Annotated in this window: 19 protein-coding genes; 3 read left to right on the top strand and 16 right to left on the bottom strand. The window is 42.9% G+C overall.

The window, feature by feature from the left end; genetic code table 11:
- Nucleotides 1–87: 87 nt before the first annotated feature.
- The 7 genes from pyrE to pepF all read right to left on the bottom strand — a co-directional run bounded on the left by pyrE (nucleotide 88) and on the right by pepF (nucleotide 6,842).
- Entirely contained in the window at nucleotides 88–765 is a 678-nt protein-coding gene (gene pyrE / locus BXY41_RS22165) for an orotate phosphoribosyltransferase (protein WP_104439056.1), read from the bottom strand.
- Nucleotides 766–797: 32 nt separating this feature from the next.
- Nucleotides 798–1,700, bottom strand: a complete 903-nt coding sequence (locus BXY41_RS22160; RefSeq protein WP_104439055.1) for a dihydroorotate dehydrogenase — start codon at nucleotides 1,698–1,700, stop codon at nucleotides 798–800.
- Nucleotides 1,701–2,477: a dihydroorotate dehydrogenase electron transfer subunit gene (locus BXY41_RS22155; RefSeq protein WP_104439054.1), complete on the bottom strand. Its 777-nt coding sequence runs from the start codon at nucleotides 2,475–2,477 to the stop codon at nucleotides 1,701–1,703. It abuts the gene before it with no gap.
- A 9-nt stretch (nucleotides 2,478–2,486) separates the two neighbouring features.
- Nucleotides 2,487–3,404, bottom strand: coding sequence for an orotidine-5'-phosphate decarboxylase (gene pyrF, locus BXY41_RS22150; RefSeq protein WP_104439053.1), 918 nt, complete (start codon nucleotides 3,402–3,404; stop codon nucleotides 2,487–2,489).
- Nucleotides 3,405–3,457: 53 nt separating this feature from the next.
- Complete coding sequence (locus BXY41_RS22145) at nucleotides 3,458–4,114, bottom strand: YkgJ family cysteine cluster protein (protein WP_104439052.1); 657 nt, start codon at nucleotides 4,112–4,114, stop codon at nucleotides 3,458–3,460.
- Between the two features lie 134 nt (nucleotides 4,115–4,248).
- Nucleotides 4,249–5,022 carry a nitroreductase family protein gene (locus BXY41_RS22140; protein ID WP_104439051.1) on the bottom strand — a complete coding sequence of 258 codons (774 nt, stop codon included), beginning with the start codon at nucleotides 5,020–5,022 and terminating at the stop codon, nucleotides 4,249–4,251.
- A gap of 35 nt (nucleotides 5,023–5,057) precedes the next feature.
- Nucleotides 5,058–6,842, bottom strand: a complete 1,785-nt coding sequence (gene pepF / locus BXY41_RS22135) for an oligoendopeptidase F (protein ID WP_242980319.1) — start codon at nucleotides 6,840–6,842, stop codon at nucleotides 5,058–5,060.
- Nucleotides 6,843–6,982: 140 nt separating this feature from the next.
- Here pepF and BXY41_RS22130 point away from each other — a divergent pair, with 140 nt between their 5' ends.
- A complete protein-coding gene (locus BXY41_RS22130; RefSeq protein ID WP_104439049.1) occupies nucleotides 6,983–7,726 on the top strand; it encodes a GNAT family N-acetyltransferase in 744 nt (247 codons plus the stop codon).
- A gap of 3 nt (nucleotides 7,727–7,729) precedes the next feature.
- Here BXY41_RS22130 and BXY41_RS22125 read toward each other — a convergent pair whose 3' ends face one another.
- Nucleotides 7,730–8,365, bottom strand: a complete 636-nt coding sequence (locus tag BXY41_RS22125) for a GNAT family N-acetyltransferase (protein ID WP_104439048.1) — start codon at nucleotides 8,363–8,365, stop codon at nucleotides 7,730–7,732.
- A 177-nt stretch (nucleotides 8,366–8,542) separates the two neighbouring features.
- Between BXY41_RS22125 and BXY41_RS27365 the strand changes: the two genes are divergently transcribed.
- Nucleotides 8,543–9,322, top strand: a complete 780-nt coding sequence (locus BXY41_RS27365) for a PocR ligand-binding domain-containing protein (protein WP_104439069.1) — start codon at nucleotides 8,543–8,545, stop codon at nucleotides 9,320–9,322.
- A gap of 53 nt (nucleotides 9,323–9,375) precedes the next feature.
- Here BXY41_RS27365 and BXY41_RS22115 read toward each other — a convergent pair whose 3' ends face one another.
- The 6 genes from BXY41_RS22115 to BXY41_RS22090 form a co-directional block, all read right to left on the bottom strand.
- Nucleotides 9,376–10,104 (bottom strand): YebC/PmpR family DNA-binding transcriptional regulator, encoded by a 729-nt coding sequence (locus tag BXY41_RS22115; RefSeq protein WP_104439047.1) that lies wholly within the window; start codon nucleotides 10,102–10,104, stop codon nucleotides 9,376–9,378.
- A 161-nt stretch (nucleotides 10,105–10,265) separates the two neighbouring features.
- Nucleotides 10,266–11,672, bottom strand: coding sequence for a hemolysin family protein (locus BXY41_RS22110; protein WP_104439046.1), 1,407 nt, complete (start codon nucleotides 11,670–11,672; stop codon nucleotides 10,266–10,268).
- Nucleotides 11,673–11,767: 95 nt separating this feature from the next.
- Entirely contained in the window at nucleotides 11,768–12,115 is a 348-nt protein-coding gene (locus BXY41_RS22105; protein WP_104439045.1) for a type II toxin-antitoxin system PemK/MazF family toxin, read from the bottom strand.
- Between the two features lie 115 nt (nucleotides 12,116–12,230).
- Nucleotides 12,231–13,418 (bottom strand): alanine racemase, encoded by a 1,188-nt coding sequence (alr, locus tag BXY41_RS22100; RefSeq protein WP_104439044.1) that lies wholly within the window; start codon nucleotides 13,416–13,418, stop codon nucleotides 12,231–12,233.
- A gap of 3 nt (nucleotides 13,419–13,421) precedes the next feature.
- A complete protein-coding gene (locus tag BXY41_RS22095) occupies nucleotides 13,422–14,948 on the bottom strand; it encodes an NAD(P)H-hydrate dehydratase (protein WP_104439043.1) in 1,527 nt (508 codons plus the stop codon).
- A gap of 76 nt (nucleotides 14,949–15,024) precedes the next feature.
- Entirely contained in the window at nucleotides 15,025–15,699 is a 675-nt protein-coding gene (locus tag BXY41_RS22090) for a redox-sensing transcriptional repressor Rex (protein ID WP_104439042.1), read from the bottom strand.
- 154 nt (nucleotides 15,700–15,853) lie between these two features.
- Here BXY41_RS22090 and BXY41_RS22085 point away from each other — a divergent pair, with 154 nt between their 5' ends.
- Complete coding sequence (locus BXY41_RS22085; RefSeq protein WP_104439041.1) at nucleotides 15,854–17,767, top strand: ABC-F family ATP-binding cassette domain-containing protein; 1,914 nt, start codon at nucleotides 15,854–15,856, stop codon at nucleotides 17,765–17,767.
- A 38-nt stretch (nucleotides 17,768–17,805) separates the two neighbouring features.
- Here BXY41_RS22085 and BXY41_RS22080 read toward each other — a convergent pair whose 3' ends face one another.
- Nucleotides 17,806–18,546, bottom strand: coding sequence for an NADPH-dependent oxidoreductase (locus BXY41_RS22080; protein WP_104439040.1), 741 nt, complete (start codon nucleotides 18,544–18,546; stop codon nucleotides 17,806–17,808).
- 18 nt (nucleotides 18,547–18,564) lie between these two features.
- Complete coding sequence (locus BXY41_RS22075) at nucleotides 18,565–18,927, bottom strand: DUF1304 domain-containing protein (protein WP_104439039.1); 363 nt, start codon at nucleotides 18,925–18,927, stop codon at nucleotides 18,565–18,567.
- Nucleotides 18,928–19,039 lie beyond the last annotated feature (112 nt).

The following is a 19,039-nucleotide window of genomic DNA, read 5'->3' as shown; positions in this document are numbered from 1 at the left end:
TCTTGTATGCTTTATTAAGTGAACCCTTTTATAACTAAAACATATCAAAATCTTTTCTAAGTTATTCTTGACATATCACCAGAATGCTTATTTTACGCCATACACTTCATAATAATCATCAATTGCAGCCTTTAATTCATCATCAATCAGCACTCGTCCCTTGTATTCCCGGTTATAAAGATGTTCGATGACTTCTGCCATAGACACGATGGCAGATGCTTTAAATCCGTATTTTTCCTGGATTTCATCCAGTGCACTCTGCTCTGTTTTTCCCTTCTCCATACGGTTTAAGGAAACCATGAGACCCAGAATCGTTACATCTCCCTGAGTTTTGATAATGGGAAAGGTCTCTTCAATGGACTTTCCGGAAGTGGTCACGTCTTCAATAATGACAACTCTGTCTCCATCCTTTATAGGACTTCCAAGCAGAATTCCGGCATCACCGCCATGGTCTTTTTCTTCTTTTCTGTTGGAGCAGTATTTAATTTCCTTTCCATACAGTTCATGGAATGCGATTGCAGTTGCAACGCTTAACGGAATTCCTTTATAAGCTGGTCCGAACAGTACATCGAAATCAGTACCAAACTTATCATGAATCGCTTTGGCATAATACTCACCCAGCTTCTTTAACTGTGCTCCTGTCACATAGGAACCGGCATTCATGAAAAATGGAGATTTTCTTCCGCTTTTCAGTGTAAAACTTCCAAATTTAAGGACATCGCTGTCCACCATAAATTCAATAAATTCCTGCTTATACTGTTCCATTTTTCTGTCCTCTCTATTCAAAAACCGTTCCGTTATCGTACTGCACCGATCAGTTCGTTAATGTCTTCTACCTGATATTTTATCATATAATCTTCTATGCCCGCAATGATTTCCGTAGTCGCATAAGGATTAACAAAGTTGGCGGTTCCTACAGAAACCGCGGTTGCTCCTGCAAGTATAAACTCAAGGGCATCCTCAGCAGTCATAATTCCACCCATTCCGATAATGGGAATTTTAACCGCACTTGCTGCCTGATAAACCATACGAACTGCAATTGGCTTGATTGCAGGACCGGATAACCCGCCAGTCTTATTGGCCACTGCAAATGTACGGCGGTTTACATCAATCTTCATTCCTGTCAGGGTATTAATCATGGATAAGACATCTGCCCCGCCTGCTTCCGCGGCTTTCGCCATAACAGTGATATCCGTTACATTGGGGCTGAGTTTCATAATGACAGGCTGCTTTGCATACTTCTTTACCTCTCTTGTAATGGCTTCCACCGCTTTTGGATCCTGGCCGAATGCAATTCCGCCCTCCTTTACATTGGGGCAGGAAATGTTAATCTCCAGCATATCCACCGGTACATCCGAAAGCCGCTCCACCACTTCAATATAATCTTCCGTGGTCTTTCCGCAGACATTGACAATGATTTTCGTATCATATTTCTTTAAAAATGGAATATCCCGCTTAATAAATACATCCATACCGGGGTTTTGAAGTCCGATGGCATTAATCATTCCACCATAAGTCTCTGCAATTCTGGGAGTGGGATTTCCTGCCCAGGGAATATTGGCAACTCCTTTTGTCACCACTGCACCCAGGCGGTTTAAATCCACAAGCTCGCTGTATTCTTCACCGGAACCAAAAGTGCCTGAGGCTGTCATGACCGGGTTGTTTAATATAACACCGGCAAGATTTACTTTCATATTCATCTAGAATTCAACCTCCTCAGCCTTAAATACCGGACCGTCTTTGCAGACTCTTTTGTTATGAACCATGGAATGGTCATCTTTCTCACTGCTTTTGCAGACACAGGCAAGACAGGCTCCGATTCCACAAGCCATCTTCTCTTCCAGGGAAAGATAGCATTCAATATGATGTTCCAAGGCATACGCCCGTAATGACTTTAACATGGGAGTAGGACCACATGCAAAAATCACATCGCTTTGTAAGCCATGCTCTCTGATTGCATCCATAACATTGCCTTTGGTTCCTGCAGTACCGTTTTCTGTTGCAAGAAACGTATCTCCATAGGGGAGAAACTCTTCATTTAAAAACAACTCGTCCCGGTATCCCAGAACCATCTGTTTTGTACAGGAAAGATTCTTTGCCAGTTCCAACATGGGAGGTATTCCGATACCGCCTCCGATTAACAGAGCCTTTTTTCCGGAGTTCCCTGCTTCCAGTGGAAATCCATTGCCTAAAGGTCCCATAATAATAACCGGATCACCAGTCTGATAACGGGAGAACTCATCGGTTCCTTTTCCTGCTATACGGTAAACGATTCTTAAAAGTCCTTTTTCCCTGTCTGTCTCACAGATACTGATGGGACGGGGCAGCAGCTTTGAGCTGTCCCCTGTATAAACGGAAATGAACTGTCCAGGCATTGACTGGTCAGTAATTTCCTTTGCGTCGATCCACATGCTGTACACACCGTCTGAAAGCATGACCTGACTGGCAACTGATGCAGTGATTTTTATTTTTCCCATGATTCCCCCCTATAACACCCGGTTAATATCAGAAACCATATCAATCACGGCCTGTCTGGAAGCTTCTCCAAAACACTCTGGTCCGAATTTCTTATATGCATCCTGTTTATAGGCGGCGATGATGCCTCTGGAAGAATTCACGATTGCTCCAAGACCATCTTCATTAAAACAGGGTTTTAAATCTTCAGCAGTTCCTCCCTGTGCTCCATAGCCAGGTACCAGGAAATAGGTGTTTGGCATCATTTTTCTTAATACAGCGCTCATCTCCGGATATGTGGCTCCTACTACTGCACCCACGTTGCTGTAGGTTCCATCCATACAGTCTGCGCCCCATTCCACAACCTTTTTGGCTACGTGTTCATAAAGAGGTGCTCCGTCTATCAGACGGTCCTGAAATTCTCCGCTGGAAGGGTTGGAGGTTTTAACCAGTACAAACAGACCTTTGTCCTCTTCTTTGCATACATCAACAAAGGGACCGATACCATCTGTTCCAAGATAGGGGTTGACTGTAAGAAATTCTGTGTGAAACGCCGGAATACGTTTAGAACCAACCTGTACTTTACCGATGTGAGCCATAGCATAGGCTGCAGATGTAGAACCAATATCTCCTCTTTTTGCATCAGCTATGACAATGAGTCCCTTCTCCTGACAGTATTTCACTGTTCTGTCGTATACCTTTAAGCCTTCCACTCCAAACTGCTCATACATGGCAAGCTGGGGTTTTACGGAGGGAATCAGATCATAAACATGATCTACAATTTCTTTATTGAACTGCCAGATTGCTTCTGCAGCACCCTCTAATGTCTCACCCAATTCATGATATGCCTTTTTTGTTACGTGATCGGGAATATAACTTAGCATTGGATCAAGTCCCACACAAACCGGTGCGTTTGTTTTTTGAATTCTGTCAATTAATTGCCTGATCATGTTTTCCTCCTCGGTTCTCTTCGCCCTGTTTTTTCTTTATCTTACCAATTCTATCATAAGAAAGTTATGGCTTCAAGCCTTTTACCAAACTGATCATAAAAATCCTGTTCTTTCTCATAGGGGGTTAAATAAAACATGTTCAGAACATTCATGCTCAGCTCCCTGGTAAAATTCGGATCATTCTGCTTTTCCATCTCATTTTCAGCTTTCTTTAAAAAATCGTGCCAATCCGCAATAAATTTGTCGTATCGCTTCCCATCGGGATTGTCCATAAAGCTGCGTACCTTCACTTTGGTTCTGTTCTTCTTTGCGCATTCATAAATCTGTAGAAAATACCGGATACCTTCCTCTGTATAAATTCTTCCAAGAGGAAACAGACGGCAGATCCCTGGGCGGAATGAATGAATGCTGCATCGGCCCCGGGCATCGAGAAATCCGCACGCCTCTCCCTCTTCTCCCATCCGGATACTTGGAAGGACAATTCCATCCACAACATTTAACTCCGCCTGATTCTGAATGAGTGCTTCAAAGGTACAGTTAAGCCCTTTTGTCAGCCGGAATACATCGAGAGGATCCAGCACAATGGAATTGCCCATCCCCTTGCAGCAGGCAGAACAGCCTTCGCAGTCTTTGCAGTCCGCTTTTACCATATCATTTAAGTCATATAATTTTCCATCTGAAATTTCTTTTATATCAATTTCCCGCTTCATGAATTTATCCTCACTTCTCCATTGTAGCCAAACAGTGTCATTCTATCATCTTCTGCCATCTGAAGAAAGTCTAAATGTGAAAAAAGAGAAGATTTTTATTACACATCTTCTCTTTCCACTGTCATGAAGCTTACTTATAGTTTGTATTCCTTCAAATATGCAGTGGCTACATACGCGCCGCTTTTGTATGATTTCTTTTCCATGGCCTTATCCGCTTCCAGGCTGACATTGATCCACATCTCTTCTGCTGCAATGGTCAGATGGGAAAGCATGATTCCCACACTGATCTCCCGAAGTGAGACCAGATAAGGGTAGGGTAAAAACTCCCGGCAGGAAAATACATATATTTTATCGTGATAAACAATAAACCTCCAGGGCTGGGTATTCATAATTGATGGAGAAAGCCGCACCGCTTTTAATATATTTTTTACGGACTCTCCTGCTTCTTCCTTAAACACACACAGCTCCTTAAGGGGCATCCGCCTGGCAGTTGCCGGATCACGGTAAAGCAGTGTCCTGGGATATCCGAAGGCAATGGTTATGACCTGTTTAAAACCAGCCGGTGCCGGTTTTGAGCTCTTTGCATTGGCAAGATAACAGGTACCAAGACCTTTTCCTGTCATATATAACAGAACAGGTTCTGCCACGTAGCCGGCATTGACAAGATATCCTTCTTTTTCCTCCGAATAAAGGATCAGATAATAAGGAGCATCTACCTTCCACAGGCCTTTTGCCGGAGTTTCATCCTCCGTACTGTCACATATCTCCATCTTTACCTGAATATCGCCGTATAACCTTGAAACACAATCCCCAAAATAAAGAATATCCCTTTTTAATTGCTCCGGAACCGGTTCTTTCTTATATTTTTTAATGGATCTTCTCTTAAATATCATCTGATACAGATTCATACCTGCTCCCCCTCTCCTCTATCTGGAAATCAGTTTTATATAAGCCTTCTCATCTCTTCCAAAAGGCCTGAAAATACCAAAAGGGCGTCTTTCACCGGCTCTGCCGTGGACATGTCAACGCCGCACAGCTTTAAAAGCTCAACAGGAGGCATGGAACTTCCTCCGCTTAAAAATTCATAATACCCCTTAATAACGGTTTCATCTCCTGCTAAAATCCGGCTGCTGATCGCCACTGCAGCGGAAAATCCGGTAGCATACTGGTAAACGTAAAACGGCGTATAAAAATGGGGGATCCTGGACCATTCGTAATCAATTTCAGGATCTATCACCATCTCAGGGCCAAAATAATCTGCATTTAACTGATGATACATCTGGCACAGCGTCTCTGATGTCAGAATCTCTCCCTGTGCTGCAAGGCGGTGGGCCTTGTCTTCAAATTCCGCAAACATTGCCTGCCGGTATAAGGTACCCCGGAAACTGTCCATAAAATGATTTAACAGATAGGCCCGTTCCTTTTTATCCTCTGTAATCTCAAGAAGATGTCTGATTAAGAGGGCCTCATTGCAGGTACTGGCCACCTCAGCAACAAAAATCTTATAACCCGCATCTACATAAGTCTGGTTTTTATCAGAAAACCAGCTGTGGAGCGCATGCCCCATCTCGTGAGCCAGGGTAAAGACACTGTCAAGGGTTCCATTAAAATTCAAAAGTACGTAGGGGTGAACTCCATATACTCCCCAGGAATAAGCACCGCTTCGTTTCCCTTCGTTCTCATACACATCGATCCACCGGTGATCAAAACCTTCTTTTAACAGAGACAGATAATGATCTCCCAAAGGCTTTAACCCTTCAAGCACCATATTCTTTGCTTCTTCAAAGGATATGCTCCGTTCTTCTCTGGATACCATGGGCACATAGAGATCATACATATGAAGTGTATCCACTCCCAGTGCCTTTTTTCTCAATGCCACATACTCATGAAGGTATGGAAGCCCGTCACGGACAGCCTTGATAAGATTATCATAAACCTCTTCTGAAACCTCATTTTCTGACAGGGAATGGGCTCTGGCAGAAGGATAATTTCTTGCTGTTGCGTAAAATGCAGACTTTTTCACATTCGAAGAAAAGGTAGCTGCCAGAGTATTTCCAAACTGCTTGTATACTCCATAAAGACCATAAAATGCGGATTTCCGGACTTCCCTGTCCTGTTTTTCCATAAGAGCAACGTAATTGCCATGGCTGATTTTTACATTGTTTCCGTTCTCATCCTTAATTTCAGGGAATTTTACATCTGCATTATTAAACATATTGAAAATTTCCGAGGAGCCGGAGGTCGCTTCCATAGAACCGGCAAGCAGCGCTTCCATGGCTGCCGGAAGTGTGTGTGCTTTCTTTTTTAATATCACTTCAAAGGTGCGGTTATAGCGGTTCAGTTCAGGAACTGCTTCACGGTATTCCTTTAACAGTTCTTCGGATATGGTTAAGATCTCGGGCACAATATAGGATGACAAACCAGCGGCCTGATAGGACAATGCCCTGGCTTTTGATGACAGTCCCTGGTATCTGGCATTCCCCGTGTCTTCGTCAGATTTTTGTTTTCCATATACGAACAAAGTCTCAATCTTTAATGACACCTCTTCATCAAATTTGAGACAGGAAAAAAGCATCTCGCCAGACTGGGCCAGATGTCCTTCAAAATTTTTATAACCTGAAAGCGAGCGTTCTGTTTCGTGGAATAAATCCTCCCAGGCCTCCTCAGACGGCAGTATATCCGCCAGGTTCCAGGTGTCGCAAACCGGTATTTCTTCTCTCTTTTTCAATTTGATCCCTCCAACTGCTTTACATGTGTTTATTCTATCACCCATATTTCAAAGAGACAATCAGCAATATGGAAAATATTTGATTGAATTTTACTATTTTATTGTATTATACTATACGAAAACAAACCAGGAGTAAAACCATGAATCTTATCCGAACCAATGCACCAGATGCCCGATTGTCAAAAGACCTTCGATTTTTACAGGAAACCTGCAATGAATACGATCATATCTCTTTCTCATTTCCATTGGAGGAAGAGTGCATCTGCTGTTTATTATATGAAAATGAACGCCTCTTATCCGCTCTTATCGCTTTTTTTACTGATTCTGACACCATGGAATGCTACGGCTGTACCCTTCCTGGTGAACGGCAGAAAGGACATTTTACAGTTCTCCTAAAAGAGCTGGTAAATGATTATCCTGACTGTGATTTTTTATTCCCGGTGTACGACAACTGCAGGGATGGGATAAAAACGTTACAGGCTATGGAGGCTTCTTTCTGTTACACAGAACATTTTATGGAACGTTCCATTCCTGTTTCAGCAAAATCCGGTTTGGAGGAAGAAAACAAAGAAAGAAAGGATTTAACCATCTCATACCATAAAAATTCCGATGATCAAATCTGCTATGAGTTTTTTAAGGATAAAGAAGCAGTTGGGATGTGCAGTCTTGATATTCAGGAAAAAAGCGCTTATTTATTTGGATTTGAAATCTCAGAACCACTGCGGGGGCAGGGTCTTGGAACTGCCTGCCTGGGTTTATTTTTAAAGACTTATACTTCTCAAACCATTTATTTACAGGTATCCGGCGACAATCTACCGGCTGTGGCTCTGTATCAGAAAGCCGGTTTTAAGATCCGGGAAAGCCTGTCCTACTATTTATACTAAGTTCTAGTGGGTTTCTCTTATCATACAGTACTGTTTTAACTCAAAATGCTTTTCTACCACGCCGAAAAGCCTGAAACCAAAATGTTCATAAAAGCTGACATTGCTGTGTTTGTGGGTTTCCAGTGATATCATGAGATGATTTCTGTCTGCAAATTCAATGGCTTCTTTCAGAAGGCAGGCAGAGATCCCGTGATGCTGCATACTGGGTCTCACTGCCAGATAGATAATGTGAAGCCGTTCTTCCTGATGAAGCTGATCAGTCCATCTGGAATTTAAATAATCCCTTCCCTGAAAAAATTTCCAGAATGTCTTTAGCGACCTGTCTTCCCTGATTAAATAACTATCCGTTTTCAAAGTCGCTGCTGCTTCTGCCAGATAATAATGAACAGGATTGTAAACTTCCGATTCATCATCTACAACCATAATTCCATTAATATCCGGACTGTCCGCATAAATCTCACAAGTCTCAAAAAATTCTTCCATATCACATTCAAACAGTTCGGGGAGAAGACGTTTCCTTGTATCTGCGTCCGGGATCAGATTGCAATAAAGTGGGTCCCCCTCAAAACATTCTGTCAGCAGTTGCTTCAATTTCTCAATATCTTTTTTTTGCACCCGGTACAATCGGTCACTTTCCATAATCCTTGAGCCTCTTTTATTATCTTTTTCACGGTGATTGTAGCACAATAATCATCAAGCTTCAATGGATTTCGCAGATATTACTGCTAACTTCCTTGCTTGTATTTATCCTACCATTATTATATAATAAATATGATAAAAAGGTACCGCAAATTACAAGAGAGGGGCATGCATACTATGATCGATATCAAAAAGTTTATTGATTTGAAGGCATTGCAGTCGATTCAGGACCAGTTTTCGGAAGCGACAGGGTTAGCAGCAATCGCGGTGGATGCAGAGGGTAATTATATCACAAAAGGCAGCAATTTCACTGAGTTTTGCATGAAATACACAAGAAACAGTGAAGAAGGCTTAAAGCGGTGTGAAGCCTGTGACAAAGAAGGAAGCGGAGCTTATTTCTGCCATGCGGGGCTTATGGATTTTTCCTCTGATATCGTTGTGAAAGGCGAAAAGGTGGGAGCAATCATCGGAGGACAGGTTTTGCCCTCTCAGCCAGATGAAGAAAAGTTTCGTGTCATTGCCAGAGAGCTGGGAATTAACGAAGAGGAATACATCCGTGCACTAAGAAAAGTACCGGTACGATCGGAAGCCACCATCAAGGCAGCTGCACAGATGCTTGGCAGCATAGTGAACCAGCTGGTTAATATGGAATACATACAGGCAATCTCCGGCAAAAGAGACAGCGTACTGGATAAAGAAATTGACAGCATCAAAATCTCATTGAACGAAGTAACCGCAAAAACCCATGACCTGCAGAAGGTGGCTTCCATGGAAAACATTCTTTCCATTAACGCCTCCATTGAAGCGGCCAGAGCCGGTGAGGCAGGGGTTGGCTTTGCAGTAGTAGCAAGAGAATTCGGGGAAATCTCCAAAAGCTCTGGTGAGGTCTACGAACGGATTCATGAACTGGTGGCAGATATTCAGAAGTCGGTTAGAAACTTAACTGAGATTGTGTAAGGTGTCTATAATAAAAAGGCATGCACTGATTCCCGTGCATGCCCGTTTTTATTTTATTCGTCCCAGTTATGATAGGTCGCCTGTACATCATCTTCTGCATCTAACAGATCCAGAATCCGGTTCATCTTCTTTAAAGAATCCTCATCAGTCAGCTCCACCCATGTCTGTGGAATCATGGTAACTTCAGCCTGAATCATGGGGATTTTTGCTGCTTCCAATGCTTCGCGTACTGCGCTGAACTCTTCTGGCGCAATCAGTACTTCGTAGCTGTCCTCTTCTTCTGAGAAATCTTCTGCGCCTGCATCCAGAGCAATCATCATAAGCTCATCTGCATCCATATCACATTCTTCTTTATCTATAATGATCTGTCCCTTTTTGTCAAACATAAAAGATACACAGCCTGGAGTACCCACATTTCCGCCGCCTTTTGTAAATGCGTTCTTTACGTTGGCAGCAGTCCGGTTTTTATTGTCTGTCAGAGTATCTACGATGATCGCCACTCCATTGGGGCCGTATCCCTCGTATGTAATTGTCTCATAGTTAACAGAATTGGCATCTCCGGCAGCTTTTTTAATGCCCCTGTCAATGGTGTCATTGGGCATGTTGTTGGCTTTTGCTTTCGCAATAACATCACGGAGCCTACTGTTGTTCGCAGGGTCTGATCCGCCTTCTTTAACCGCTACTGCAATTTCTCTTCCGATTACAGTAAATATTTTACCTTTTGCGGAATCGTTTCTTTCTTTTTTGTGCTTAATATTTGCGAACTTTGAATGACCTGACATCGCTTCCAACACTCCTTTTCTTTCTCTATTTCGTCCTCTTTATATCAGAAAATAACATCTTTTCTATTCTATCACTATTTATTTCATCTTGCAAGAAAAAAACAATACACAGCTGCCATATCCTTCCTGTCTGATGCAGGAAAGTCCTGGCAGCTGTGTGCTTATGATTCTTTTTCTGAGTCTTTTAACTCGGATTCCGTTTTTCTGACCGTTTTTTCTTCCTCAGAAAGCACTTCTGGCTCTTCCTTCCAGACACGTACTGTCTGAATCATCTTGTTCTCCACCTGAAGGATCTTAAAATTATACCCCATAATGGATACTTCTGATTCTTCCCCTTCCTGGGGAATCCGGTCCAGTCTGGAAATAAGCAGACCATTTATTGTATCATAGGAGTCATAATCCTCCTCATCAAATTCAATGTCTAATGCCCGTTCCACGTCTTCCAGGGTAGTCATACCATTCATAACGTAAGTACCGTCATCCGATGGTACGATAAATTCCTCATCCATGTCATACTCGTCAAGAATATTGCCTACAATCTCTTCCAGAATATCTTCCATGGTAACAATACCGGAAGTCTGACCATATTCATCAACCACAATTACCATGTGGATCTTTCTGGACTGCATCTCTTTAAACAGCGTATCAAGATTCCTGGTTTCGGGAATGAAATGAGCCTCTCTTAAAAGTCCTTCAATCTCCCAGAGCTGCCGGCTGCCATTCTCCTCTATCTCAGCAGCAATCAGTGCATCCTTCATGTGAAGAATACCAATGATGTCATCCACATCTTTTTTATAGACCGGATACCGGGAATTATACCCCTCTGTCAGGATAAATGTCACCGCTTCTTTTAACATCATCTCTCCGTCCAGGGAAACCAGATTCTTTCTGTGAGTCATGATGTCCGCAGCTTCCTTGTCATTGAGTTCAAAGATATTGGTGATCATCTCCGCTTCCCTGGCTTCTAATACACCCTGTTCATGCCCCTCATTTACCATAGACATAATGTCCTCTTCGGTTACGTTCTCATTGTCTGATGCCATGTCAATGCCCATAACCTTAAGAACTACGAAAGCAATCAGGTTTGCAACCCACGCAAAGGGAATCAGGGGAATCATAATAAAAGTTACTGCGGGAAGCATACGGTATCCCCACTTTTCCGGATTCTCAGCTGCACAGCGCTTTGGAATAATAATACCAAAGCTGATCAGCAGAATAATCAGGCAGGCACCTACAAGGAAAAGACTGAAAAGAGAAATCCACCGGTTGGGGCCATCGCTCCCCCGGCTTAAGATTGCCTCAAGCCAGATCTTAAACTGTCCTAATACAAACGCTCCCGTCACCATACCAATTAAGTTGGTGGTGATCTGAATGGTGTTCACAAATCTGGTTGGTCTGTTAACGATATGCAGCAGTTTTGCAGCTTTCTCGCTGCCTTCTTCCATCTGATGTTCCAATTCTGTCGTATTCACATTCTGAATTGCTGCACCAAATCCATAAAAAATTGCATCCAATACGATAAAAGCAATAAAAATAATCACGCGTATAAGCGGATTGCCATCGTCCATCTGAAAATTCTACTCCTTTTGTTGATTTTCTTTCGTATTTTTTCTCACAACTATTTAAGAATATACCATTTTATCAGCATTCCGTCAATGGTGAACTATGTATTCAGTTCTAAGCTGATTCTTAATGCACAGTCCACTTCCTGCTGCAGTTTTTCATCAATATGACAAATTTTCTCTTTCAGTCTCTGCTTGTCAATGGTCCGCAGCTGTTCCAAAAGTATAACTGAATCTTTGATCATATCGCACTTTTTTGTATCCAGTTCCACATGGGTAGGCAGCTTTGCCTTATTCATTCTTGAGGTAATCGCTGCACAGATCACAGTGGGGCTGTGCTTATTACCGATGTCATTTTGTATAATAAGAACCGGGCGAATCCCGCCCTGTTCAGAGCCTACTACCGGTCTTAGATCGGCATAATAAATGTCTCCACGTCTGATTATCACATTCTCACACTCCGTCAATTTATTTAAGTCTATTATTGACCTACTTTGACTCGTGTATTCACTTAAGTTTTTCCGCCGCATACCTTATCATATGATATGGACATGGAGTTGGTTATCACACCTTTAAAAAGGAGCTGTAACAATCGTTAAAATAATCTTTGGTTCCCACTACTTCACCGTGTTCCACATAGACCCTTGGTACCCGTTTGCTGATGTCACAGAGAATTTCGTAATGAAAGCCTCCGCACCGCTCGGCCAGTTCTTCCACTGTAATCTGTTCCTTTCCCTGTCTTCCCACTAAAACAACCTCATCCTCTTCTTCCACTCCCTGAATGGATGTGACATCAACCATAAACTGATCCATACACACCCTTCCAAGAATCTTAGCCCGTTGTCCCCTGATTAAGACCTCGCCTTTTCCAGATAAATTTCTGGGATACCCGTCTCCATATCCCACGGGGATTGTAGCCACTGTCATTTCCTGCCGGGCAGTAAACGTTCCACCGTAGCTGACAGAAGTTCCAGGTCCGATTTTTTTTATGTAGGTAATGGTACTCTTTAACTCCATGGCAGGTTTTAGCTTTACAGATTCTTTTTTCACCTCTGTGGAAGGATATAATCCATAGATGGAAATTCCTGCACGAACCAGATGAAAATTAGCCTCCTGCAAATCAATAATTCCTGCACTGTTGGAACAGTGAAGGACAGGAATGGTGATTCCTCTTTCCCCCAGCATATCTACAAATGTCTGAAATTTCTCAATCTGTGATCCCGTTGCTTTTTTATCCGTTTCATCTGCTTTTGCGAAATGAGTAAAGAGCCCCTCCGCATATATTCCCGGCAGTCTGCAGATTTTTGCCGCTTCTTCCGCTGCCTCTTCTGTCACCGGATATCCAATCCGGCTCATACCAGTATCAAGCGCCAGATGAACCACAGCTTTCTTTCCTGCTTTTTCCGCCAGTTCAGAAAGACGCATGGCTTTCTTCAGCTGAAATGCGGCAGAGCTGATATCATAATCCACCAGAAGCTGATAGCCATCAAAGGGAACCACCCCAAGAACCAGAATGGGCTTTGTGATTCCATGTTTTCTAAGTATTACGCCTTCTTCCACGGTAGCCACTGCATATCCCCACACATAAGGATCAATTGCCTGAGCCACAGGGACAGAACCATGACCATATCCATCGGATTTTACAACCCCGATCATCTTTGTCTCCGGCTTTAAATTGGCTTTCATCTCTTCCATGTTATACCGGATTGCATCTAAATCTACTGCTTCATATACCCTTCCATATGTTTTCATGATTTATTCCCTCGTTCGCTCCTGCAATATTATACCAGTCTCATCTGCCAGTTCTCTGGCAAGAAGACTGTAATCTCCATATTTCTTCTTTCTCATATCCCCCGCCAGACCGTGAAGCCATACACCCAGTGCCGCTGCATCCGGTCCTTCCATTCCCATTGCCAGTAACCCGGCCAGAATTCCGGTCAGTACATCTCCTGCTCCTGCCTTTGCCATGGAACTGTTCCCGCTGCTGTTTACATAGGTTCTCTGATCATTAAGCGCAGCAATGGTAACCGCATCTTTTAATATACAGGTTATACCAAACCGGTCTGCATACTCTCTGGCTGTCTGAATAAGATGTTTTTTTATCAGATCTACCGAGCTTCCGGTAAGTCTTGCCATCTCTCCCAGATGAGGAGTAATGATAATGTTCTCCGTGTAATAACTGGTAAGCTCCGGATTACTGGCAATGGTATTCAGCCCGTCAGCATCTACAATTACCGGAACGTAGGCATTTACAAGAACAGATTCCACCAGATTTTTCACGTAGACACCCTGCCCCAGTCCCGGTCCCAAAACAATCACACTGGCCCACTCACACTGTTCAATCAAAAGCTGTTCAAAGCTCTCTGTTTCCCGTTCAGCATCTGCTGACCGGTAGGAAACAATCACTGCTTCAGGAAGCAAGGTCTGCAAAATCTCCCTGTTTTCCTCTACGGTAAAGATCCGGACCAGACCAGCACCAGTCCGGTAGGCAGAAAGCGCACTTAAATATGCCGCCCCACTCATGTTTCTGGAACCAGCAACCAGGAGAACTTTGCCAAAACTGCCTTTATTGGAATAGGCTGGCCGGCTGGGGATCATCGTCATGTCAGTCTCTTGTAATGTAAAATATTCGGTTTTCACATTTTTCATACTCTCAGGAGGAAAACCAATATCCTCCACAAGAACCCTGCCGCTGTATTCTTTTCCAGGGTACAGCATGGTGCCAAGTTTTTCATATCCGAATGTAACCGTTATATCTGCAGGGATTGCTGTTCCCATAATCTGTCCGGTATTGGAGTGAATGCCGGAAGGAATATCCACTGCTATTGTAAATTCCGGTTTACAACTGATTATGGATTTCATAATCTCCAGATGGGTACCAAGAATCTCCCTGTCAAGCCCTACGCCAAACAGCGCGTCAATGAGCAGATTGCAGGTTCCCGGGTTTTCCTCCATGCCTTCCATTACTTTTACTCCTGTTTTCTCTGCAATGGAGAGCTGGGTTAAATATTCACTGCTTCCTTTGTCCTTTTTTCCAGCAAGAATAACCAGAACATGATAACCGCTTAGATGAAGCATTCTGGCGGCAGCGATTCCGTCAGCACCGTTGTTACCGCTCCCGCACAGCACCCAGACCGGTTCCGTCTGTTTCACATGATTGACTGCTTCTTTAAAAACTGCCAGGGCTGCCCGCTCCATCAGTACCAGCGATGGGATACCAATTTGTTTTATGGTATATTGGTCAACCTGCTTCATCTGTTCTCCCGTTACCAGATATCTCATACTGCACCCGCCTTTCTCCATAGCAAACTACCGGCAGCAAAGAGGGAAAATACCTCTTTGGCTGCCGGCAGGCATATTAACTGTTCTTTGCTGATTGTCTTTGCTTTTCATCAACCGAGTTATCCTGCATGCTGCAGACCCGGTAAGACAGTCTCATCAGACTCTCTGATAAGTGTACATTCTCTACCACAACATCATCCGGCACGGTTAAGTCTGTATGAGCGAAATTCCAGATAGCCTTGATGCCTGCCCTTACAAGACGGTCTGCAATTTCCGGTGCCTTGGTCTTTGGTATGGTCAGGGCTGCAATCTGAACATCATTATCTTTTACAAACTGTTCCAGATCATCTACACTTCGGATCTCGATTCCGCGAACAACCAGACCGATCAGACGTGGATTGATATCAAACATTCCTTTGATTAAAAAACCACGCTTTTCGAAATTTGCATAATTTGCAATCGCCTGTCCTAAATTGCCCGCACCAATAATCACTAGATTGTGCTGTCTGTCAATTCCTAATATCTTCGCTATCTCTGTATATAAGTATTTCACATTATATCCATAACCCTGCTGTCCGAATCCGCCGAAATTATTAAGATCCTGGCGTATCTGAGAAGCGGTCACTTTCATACGCAAACTCAGCTCATTAGAGGAAATACGTTCCACTCCATCCTCCATAAGCTCTCCCAGATGACGATAATACCTGGGAAGCCTGGCAATCACTGCTTTTGAAATTTCTTTATCTGCCACATCTTCACCTTCTTTTACTTAGAATTTTACTAACACCATTATAACTGCGTGATAAAACAATGTCAAACGAGTTTTACGATTGTATCCTTGAAAAATAAATGGACCTATATTATACTGGTACTATTGTCCCATTTTATTCAGGAGGTAAGAAACCATGATTCTCTCATGCAGCAATATCAGTAAAGCATTTGGCACCAACGAAGTGATTAAACACGCTTCCTTTCATATAGAAGACCATGAGAAAGCCGCCATTGTAGGAATTAACGGAGCCGGTAAATCCACTTTATTAAAAATGATTATCGGTGAACTGGCATCCGATGAAGGAGAGGTAGTCATATCCAAGGGTAAAACCTTAGGCTATTTATCACAGCATCAGGATTTATCCGGAGACCGGACGGTCTACGAAGAGGTTCTGGAAGTGAAACGCCCCCTTATGGATATGGAAGGGAAAATCCGCAAACTTGAGCTGGATATGAAGCACGCCACTGGTGAGGAACTGGATGAGATGCTTACCGTTTACAGCCGCTTAAACCATGAATTTGAGCTGCAAAACGGCTATGCTTACCGAAGTGAGGTTACCGGCGTATTGAAGGGTCTTGGTTTTACAGAAGATGAATTCGGGAAGCCGGTATCTGCTCTATCCGGCGGACAGAAAACCAGGGTAGCTTTAGGTCGCCTTCTCCTTACAAAACCAGATATCATCCTGCTTGATGAGCCTACCAACCATCTTGATATGGACTCCATTGCCTGGCTGGAAGGTTATCTGATTAATTATGACGGCAGCGTAATCATCGTTGCCCATGACCGATACTTTTTAAATCGTGTGGTGACAAAGATCATTGAGCTGGATAATGGCATTTTGTCCGTATATCAGGGTAACTATACGGAGTACAGCAACAAAAGAGCCATGATCCGGGAAGCTAAGATGAAGGCCTATCTAAACCAGCAGCAGGAAATCAGGCATCAGGAAGAAGTAATTACAAAATTAAAATCGTTTAACAGGGAAAAATCCATACGGCGGGCCGAAAGCAGGGAAAAGATGCTTAACAAGATCGAATTGTTAGAAAAACCTGCCGAGGTGAACGACGAGATGCGCATCCAGCTGGAACCCAACGTAATCAGTGGAAATGACGTTCTGACTGTTAAAGATCTAAAAAAATCATTTGGAGACAATCTTCTTTTTGAACACATCGGGTTTGAAGTCAAGCGTGGAGAACGGGTTGCCATTATCGGCGGCAACGGGACCGGAAAAACCACAATTTTAAAAATATTAAACGGCATACTGGCGCCCGATCAGGGGGAAGTTTCCTTAGGCTCCAAGGTACATATCGGATATTATGACCAGGAGCATCAGGTTCTTCATATGGATAAAACTTTATTCGATGAACTTCAGGATACCTATCCATATATGAACAATACCCAAATTCGCAATATCCTGGCCGCCTTTCTCTTTACAGGGGATGACGTATATAAACGGATCAAGGACCTAAGCGGCGGGGAACGGGGACGTGTTTCTCTGGCAAAGCTTATGCTTTCTGAAGCCAATTTCCTGATCCTTGACGAGCCGACCAACCACTTGGATATTACCTCCAAAGAGATACTGGAGGGCGCCCTGGTCAATTACACCGGTACCGTGCTTTACGTATCCCATGACCGTTATTTTATTAATAAAACTGCCACACGAATTCTGGATCTGACCAACCAGACCCTTGTCAACTATATTGGTAATTACGATTATTATCTGGAAAAGAAGGATATTATGACTGGTCTTTTAACCCCGGTTGGCGAAGCTAAAGCTGTAACCGTCGAAGACACTTCCGGGATAAAGCTTGACTGGAAAGCCCAAAAGGAAGAACAGGCTAAGATCCGCAAACGCCAGAACGAACTGAAAAAAACAGAAGAAGAAATTCATAAACTGGAAACCAGAGACGGGGAAATCGATGAACTTCTTGTAAAAGAAGAGATTTTTACAGATGTACCAAAACTTATGGAATTAAACCAGGAAAAAGAGATGATCAGCAAACGTCTGGAAGAGCTGTATGAGCTTTGGGGTGAGCTGGCAGAATAAAAAAAGGGAAAGCTGTTTTTTGCAGCTTTCCCCTTGTTTTATTTATCGTTTAAAAACTTCTGGTCTTTCATGGTTGGATAAACATCAGGGTAATAAACATTCTGATAAATTCCCGAGGTATATTTACTCCAGTTTCCTTCCTGCTGACGCCCCACTTCTTTTAGATAATCTTCCATCTCCATATCGTACTGGTCGATGGCTTCTTTCATTTCCTCTGTGTGGTAAACTTCATTGTGACGGAATGTGGAAAATGGAAGTCTTGGTTTCTTGTGTGATTCGTCTTTGGGGTATCCCACTGCCAGGCCAACTGCCGGATAGGTATAGGGAGGAAGATTTAAAAGCTTTATGATTTCACCTGGATTTTTACGGACTCCGCCGATTGGTACAATTCCAAGATTCAGCGACTCTGCAGCTATAATTGCAGCACCCATGGAAAGTCCTGCATCAAAGGTTCCTGCCATGGTTCCTTCCACACTCTCATGTATCACCTGAGTCAGCCCGTTTTTCTCAGCCGCAAGATTAGTTTTATAAAAATCCAGTACAAACAGAAGAAATACAGGTGCATCTTCCACCCATTTCTGGCCACCGGCCAGCTGGGCTATTTTTGCCTTTGTTTCCTTATCCTTAATTACTATTACCGAACTCTGCTGGCCATTAATCGAATTGGGCATGGACTGTGCAGCCCTTAGGATCTCGTCGATGATAACGTCATCAATCTCTTTATCCAAAAAGCTTCTGATTGATCTGTGATTCTGAATTGTTCTTATAGTCTCATTCATATATATTACTCCTTTAATTTAAATAATTATTACTATAAAAAGTGCTGCAATAGCAGGCAACGCCTGTTTAAAAAAAATAGTTTTCGATGAAGTCAGTGCTCCATATACCCCTGCGATAATCACACAGGAAAGAAAAAATACGGAAATTCTGTCTGCCCATATTCCTTCCCTCACAAGCAGGGACCAAATAAGACCTGCAGAAAGAAACCCATTATACAATCCCTGATTTGCCGCCATTACTCTTGTTTCCTCAAAAAATGACGATTCAAAACCAGGTAACATCTTTTTTCCAGCTGTCTTCCAGGCAAACATCTCCATCCATAAAATGTATAAATGTTCTGCTGCAATCAATTGAACAACGATGCGGGGTATTAGATCCATTCTCATTCTCCTTTTATATTGCTAAATTCAATTTTATTAAATATAATTTTATAATATTATATATCAATTAAATTGTCAACCAGATTTTAAATAAAAAAGCAGCGCTGAATCG

Origin of the sequence: Lacrimispora xylanisolvens, assembly GCF_002934545.1 — a bacterium.
GTDB classification, from domain to species: domain Bacteria; phylum Bacillota; class Clostridia; order Lachnospirales; family Lachnospiraceae; genus Lacrimispora; species Lacrimispora xylanisolvens.
This window is presented reverse-complemented; position numbering and strand designations above follow the sequence as displayed.

Bases quoted from the DNA above. Each gene is read 5' to 3' on its own strand.
- alr (WP_104439044.1), bottom strand. From the start codon at position 13,418: ATGAAAACATATGGAAGGGTATATGAAGCAGTAGATTTAGATGCAATC.
- BXY41_RS22080 (WP_104439040.1), bottom strand. From the start codon at position 18,546: ATGAATGAGACTATAAGAACAATTCAGAATCACAGATCAATCAGAAGC.
- BXY41_RS22110 (WP_104439046.1), bottom strand. From the start codon at position 11,672: ATGGACGATGGCAATCCGCTTATACGCGTGATTATTTTTATTGCTTTT.
- BXY41_RS22130 (WP_104439049.1), top strand. From the start codon at position 6,983: ATGAATCTTATCCGAACCAATGCACCAGATGCCCGATTGTCAAAAGAC.
- BXY41_RS27365 (WP_104439069.1), top strand. From the start codon at position 8,543: ATGATCGATATCAAAAAGTTTATTGATTTGAAGGCATTGCAGTCGATT.
- pyrF (WP_104439053.1), bottom strand. From the start codon at position 3,404: ATGATCAGGCAATTAATTGACAGAATTCAAAAAACAAACGCACCGGTT.
- BXY41_RS22125 (WP_104439048.1), bottom strand. From the start codon at position 8,365: ATGGAAAGTGACCGATTGTACCGGGTGCAAAAAAAAGATATTGAGAAA.
- BXY41_RS22095 (WP_104439043.1), bottom strand. From the start codon at position 14,948: ATGAGATATCTGGTAACGGGAGAACAGATGAAGCAGGTTGACCAATAT.
- BXY41_RS22160 (WP_104439055.1), bottom strand. From the start codon at position 1,700: ATGAATATGAAAGTAAATCTTGCCGGTGTTATATTAAACAACCCGGTC.
- BXY41_RS22155 (WP_104439054.1), bottom strand. From the start codon at position 2,477: ATGGGAAAAATAAAAATCACTGCATCAGTTGCCAGTCAGGTCATGCTT.
- BXY41_RS22145 (WP_104439052.1), bottom strand. From the start codon at position 4,114: ATGAAGCGGGAAATTGATATAAAAGAAATTTCAGATGGAAAATTATAT.
- BXY41_RS22115 (WP_104439047.1), bottom strand. From the start codon at position 10,104: ATGTCAGGTCATTCAAAGTTCGCAAATATTAAGCACAAAAAAGAAAGA.
- BXY41_RS22085 (WP_104439041.1), top strand. From the start codon at position 15,854: ATGATTCTCTCATGCAGCAATATCAGTAAAGCATTTGGCACCAACGAA.
- pyrE (WP_104439056.1), bottom strand. From the start codon at position 765: ATGGAACAGTATAAGCAGGAATTTATTGAATTTATGGTGGACAGCGAT.
- BXY41_RS22075 (WP_104439039.1), bottom strand. From the start codon at position 18,927: ATGGATCTAATACCCCGCATCGTTGTTCAATTGATTGCAGCAGAACAT.
- BXY41_RS22140 (WP_104439051.1), bottom strand. From the start codon at position 5,022: ATGAATCTGTATCAGATGATATTTAAGAGAAGATCCATTAAAAAATAT.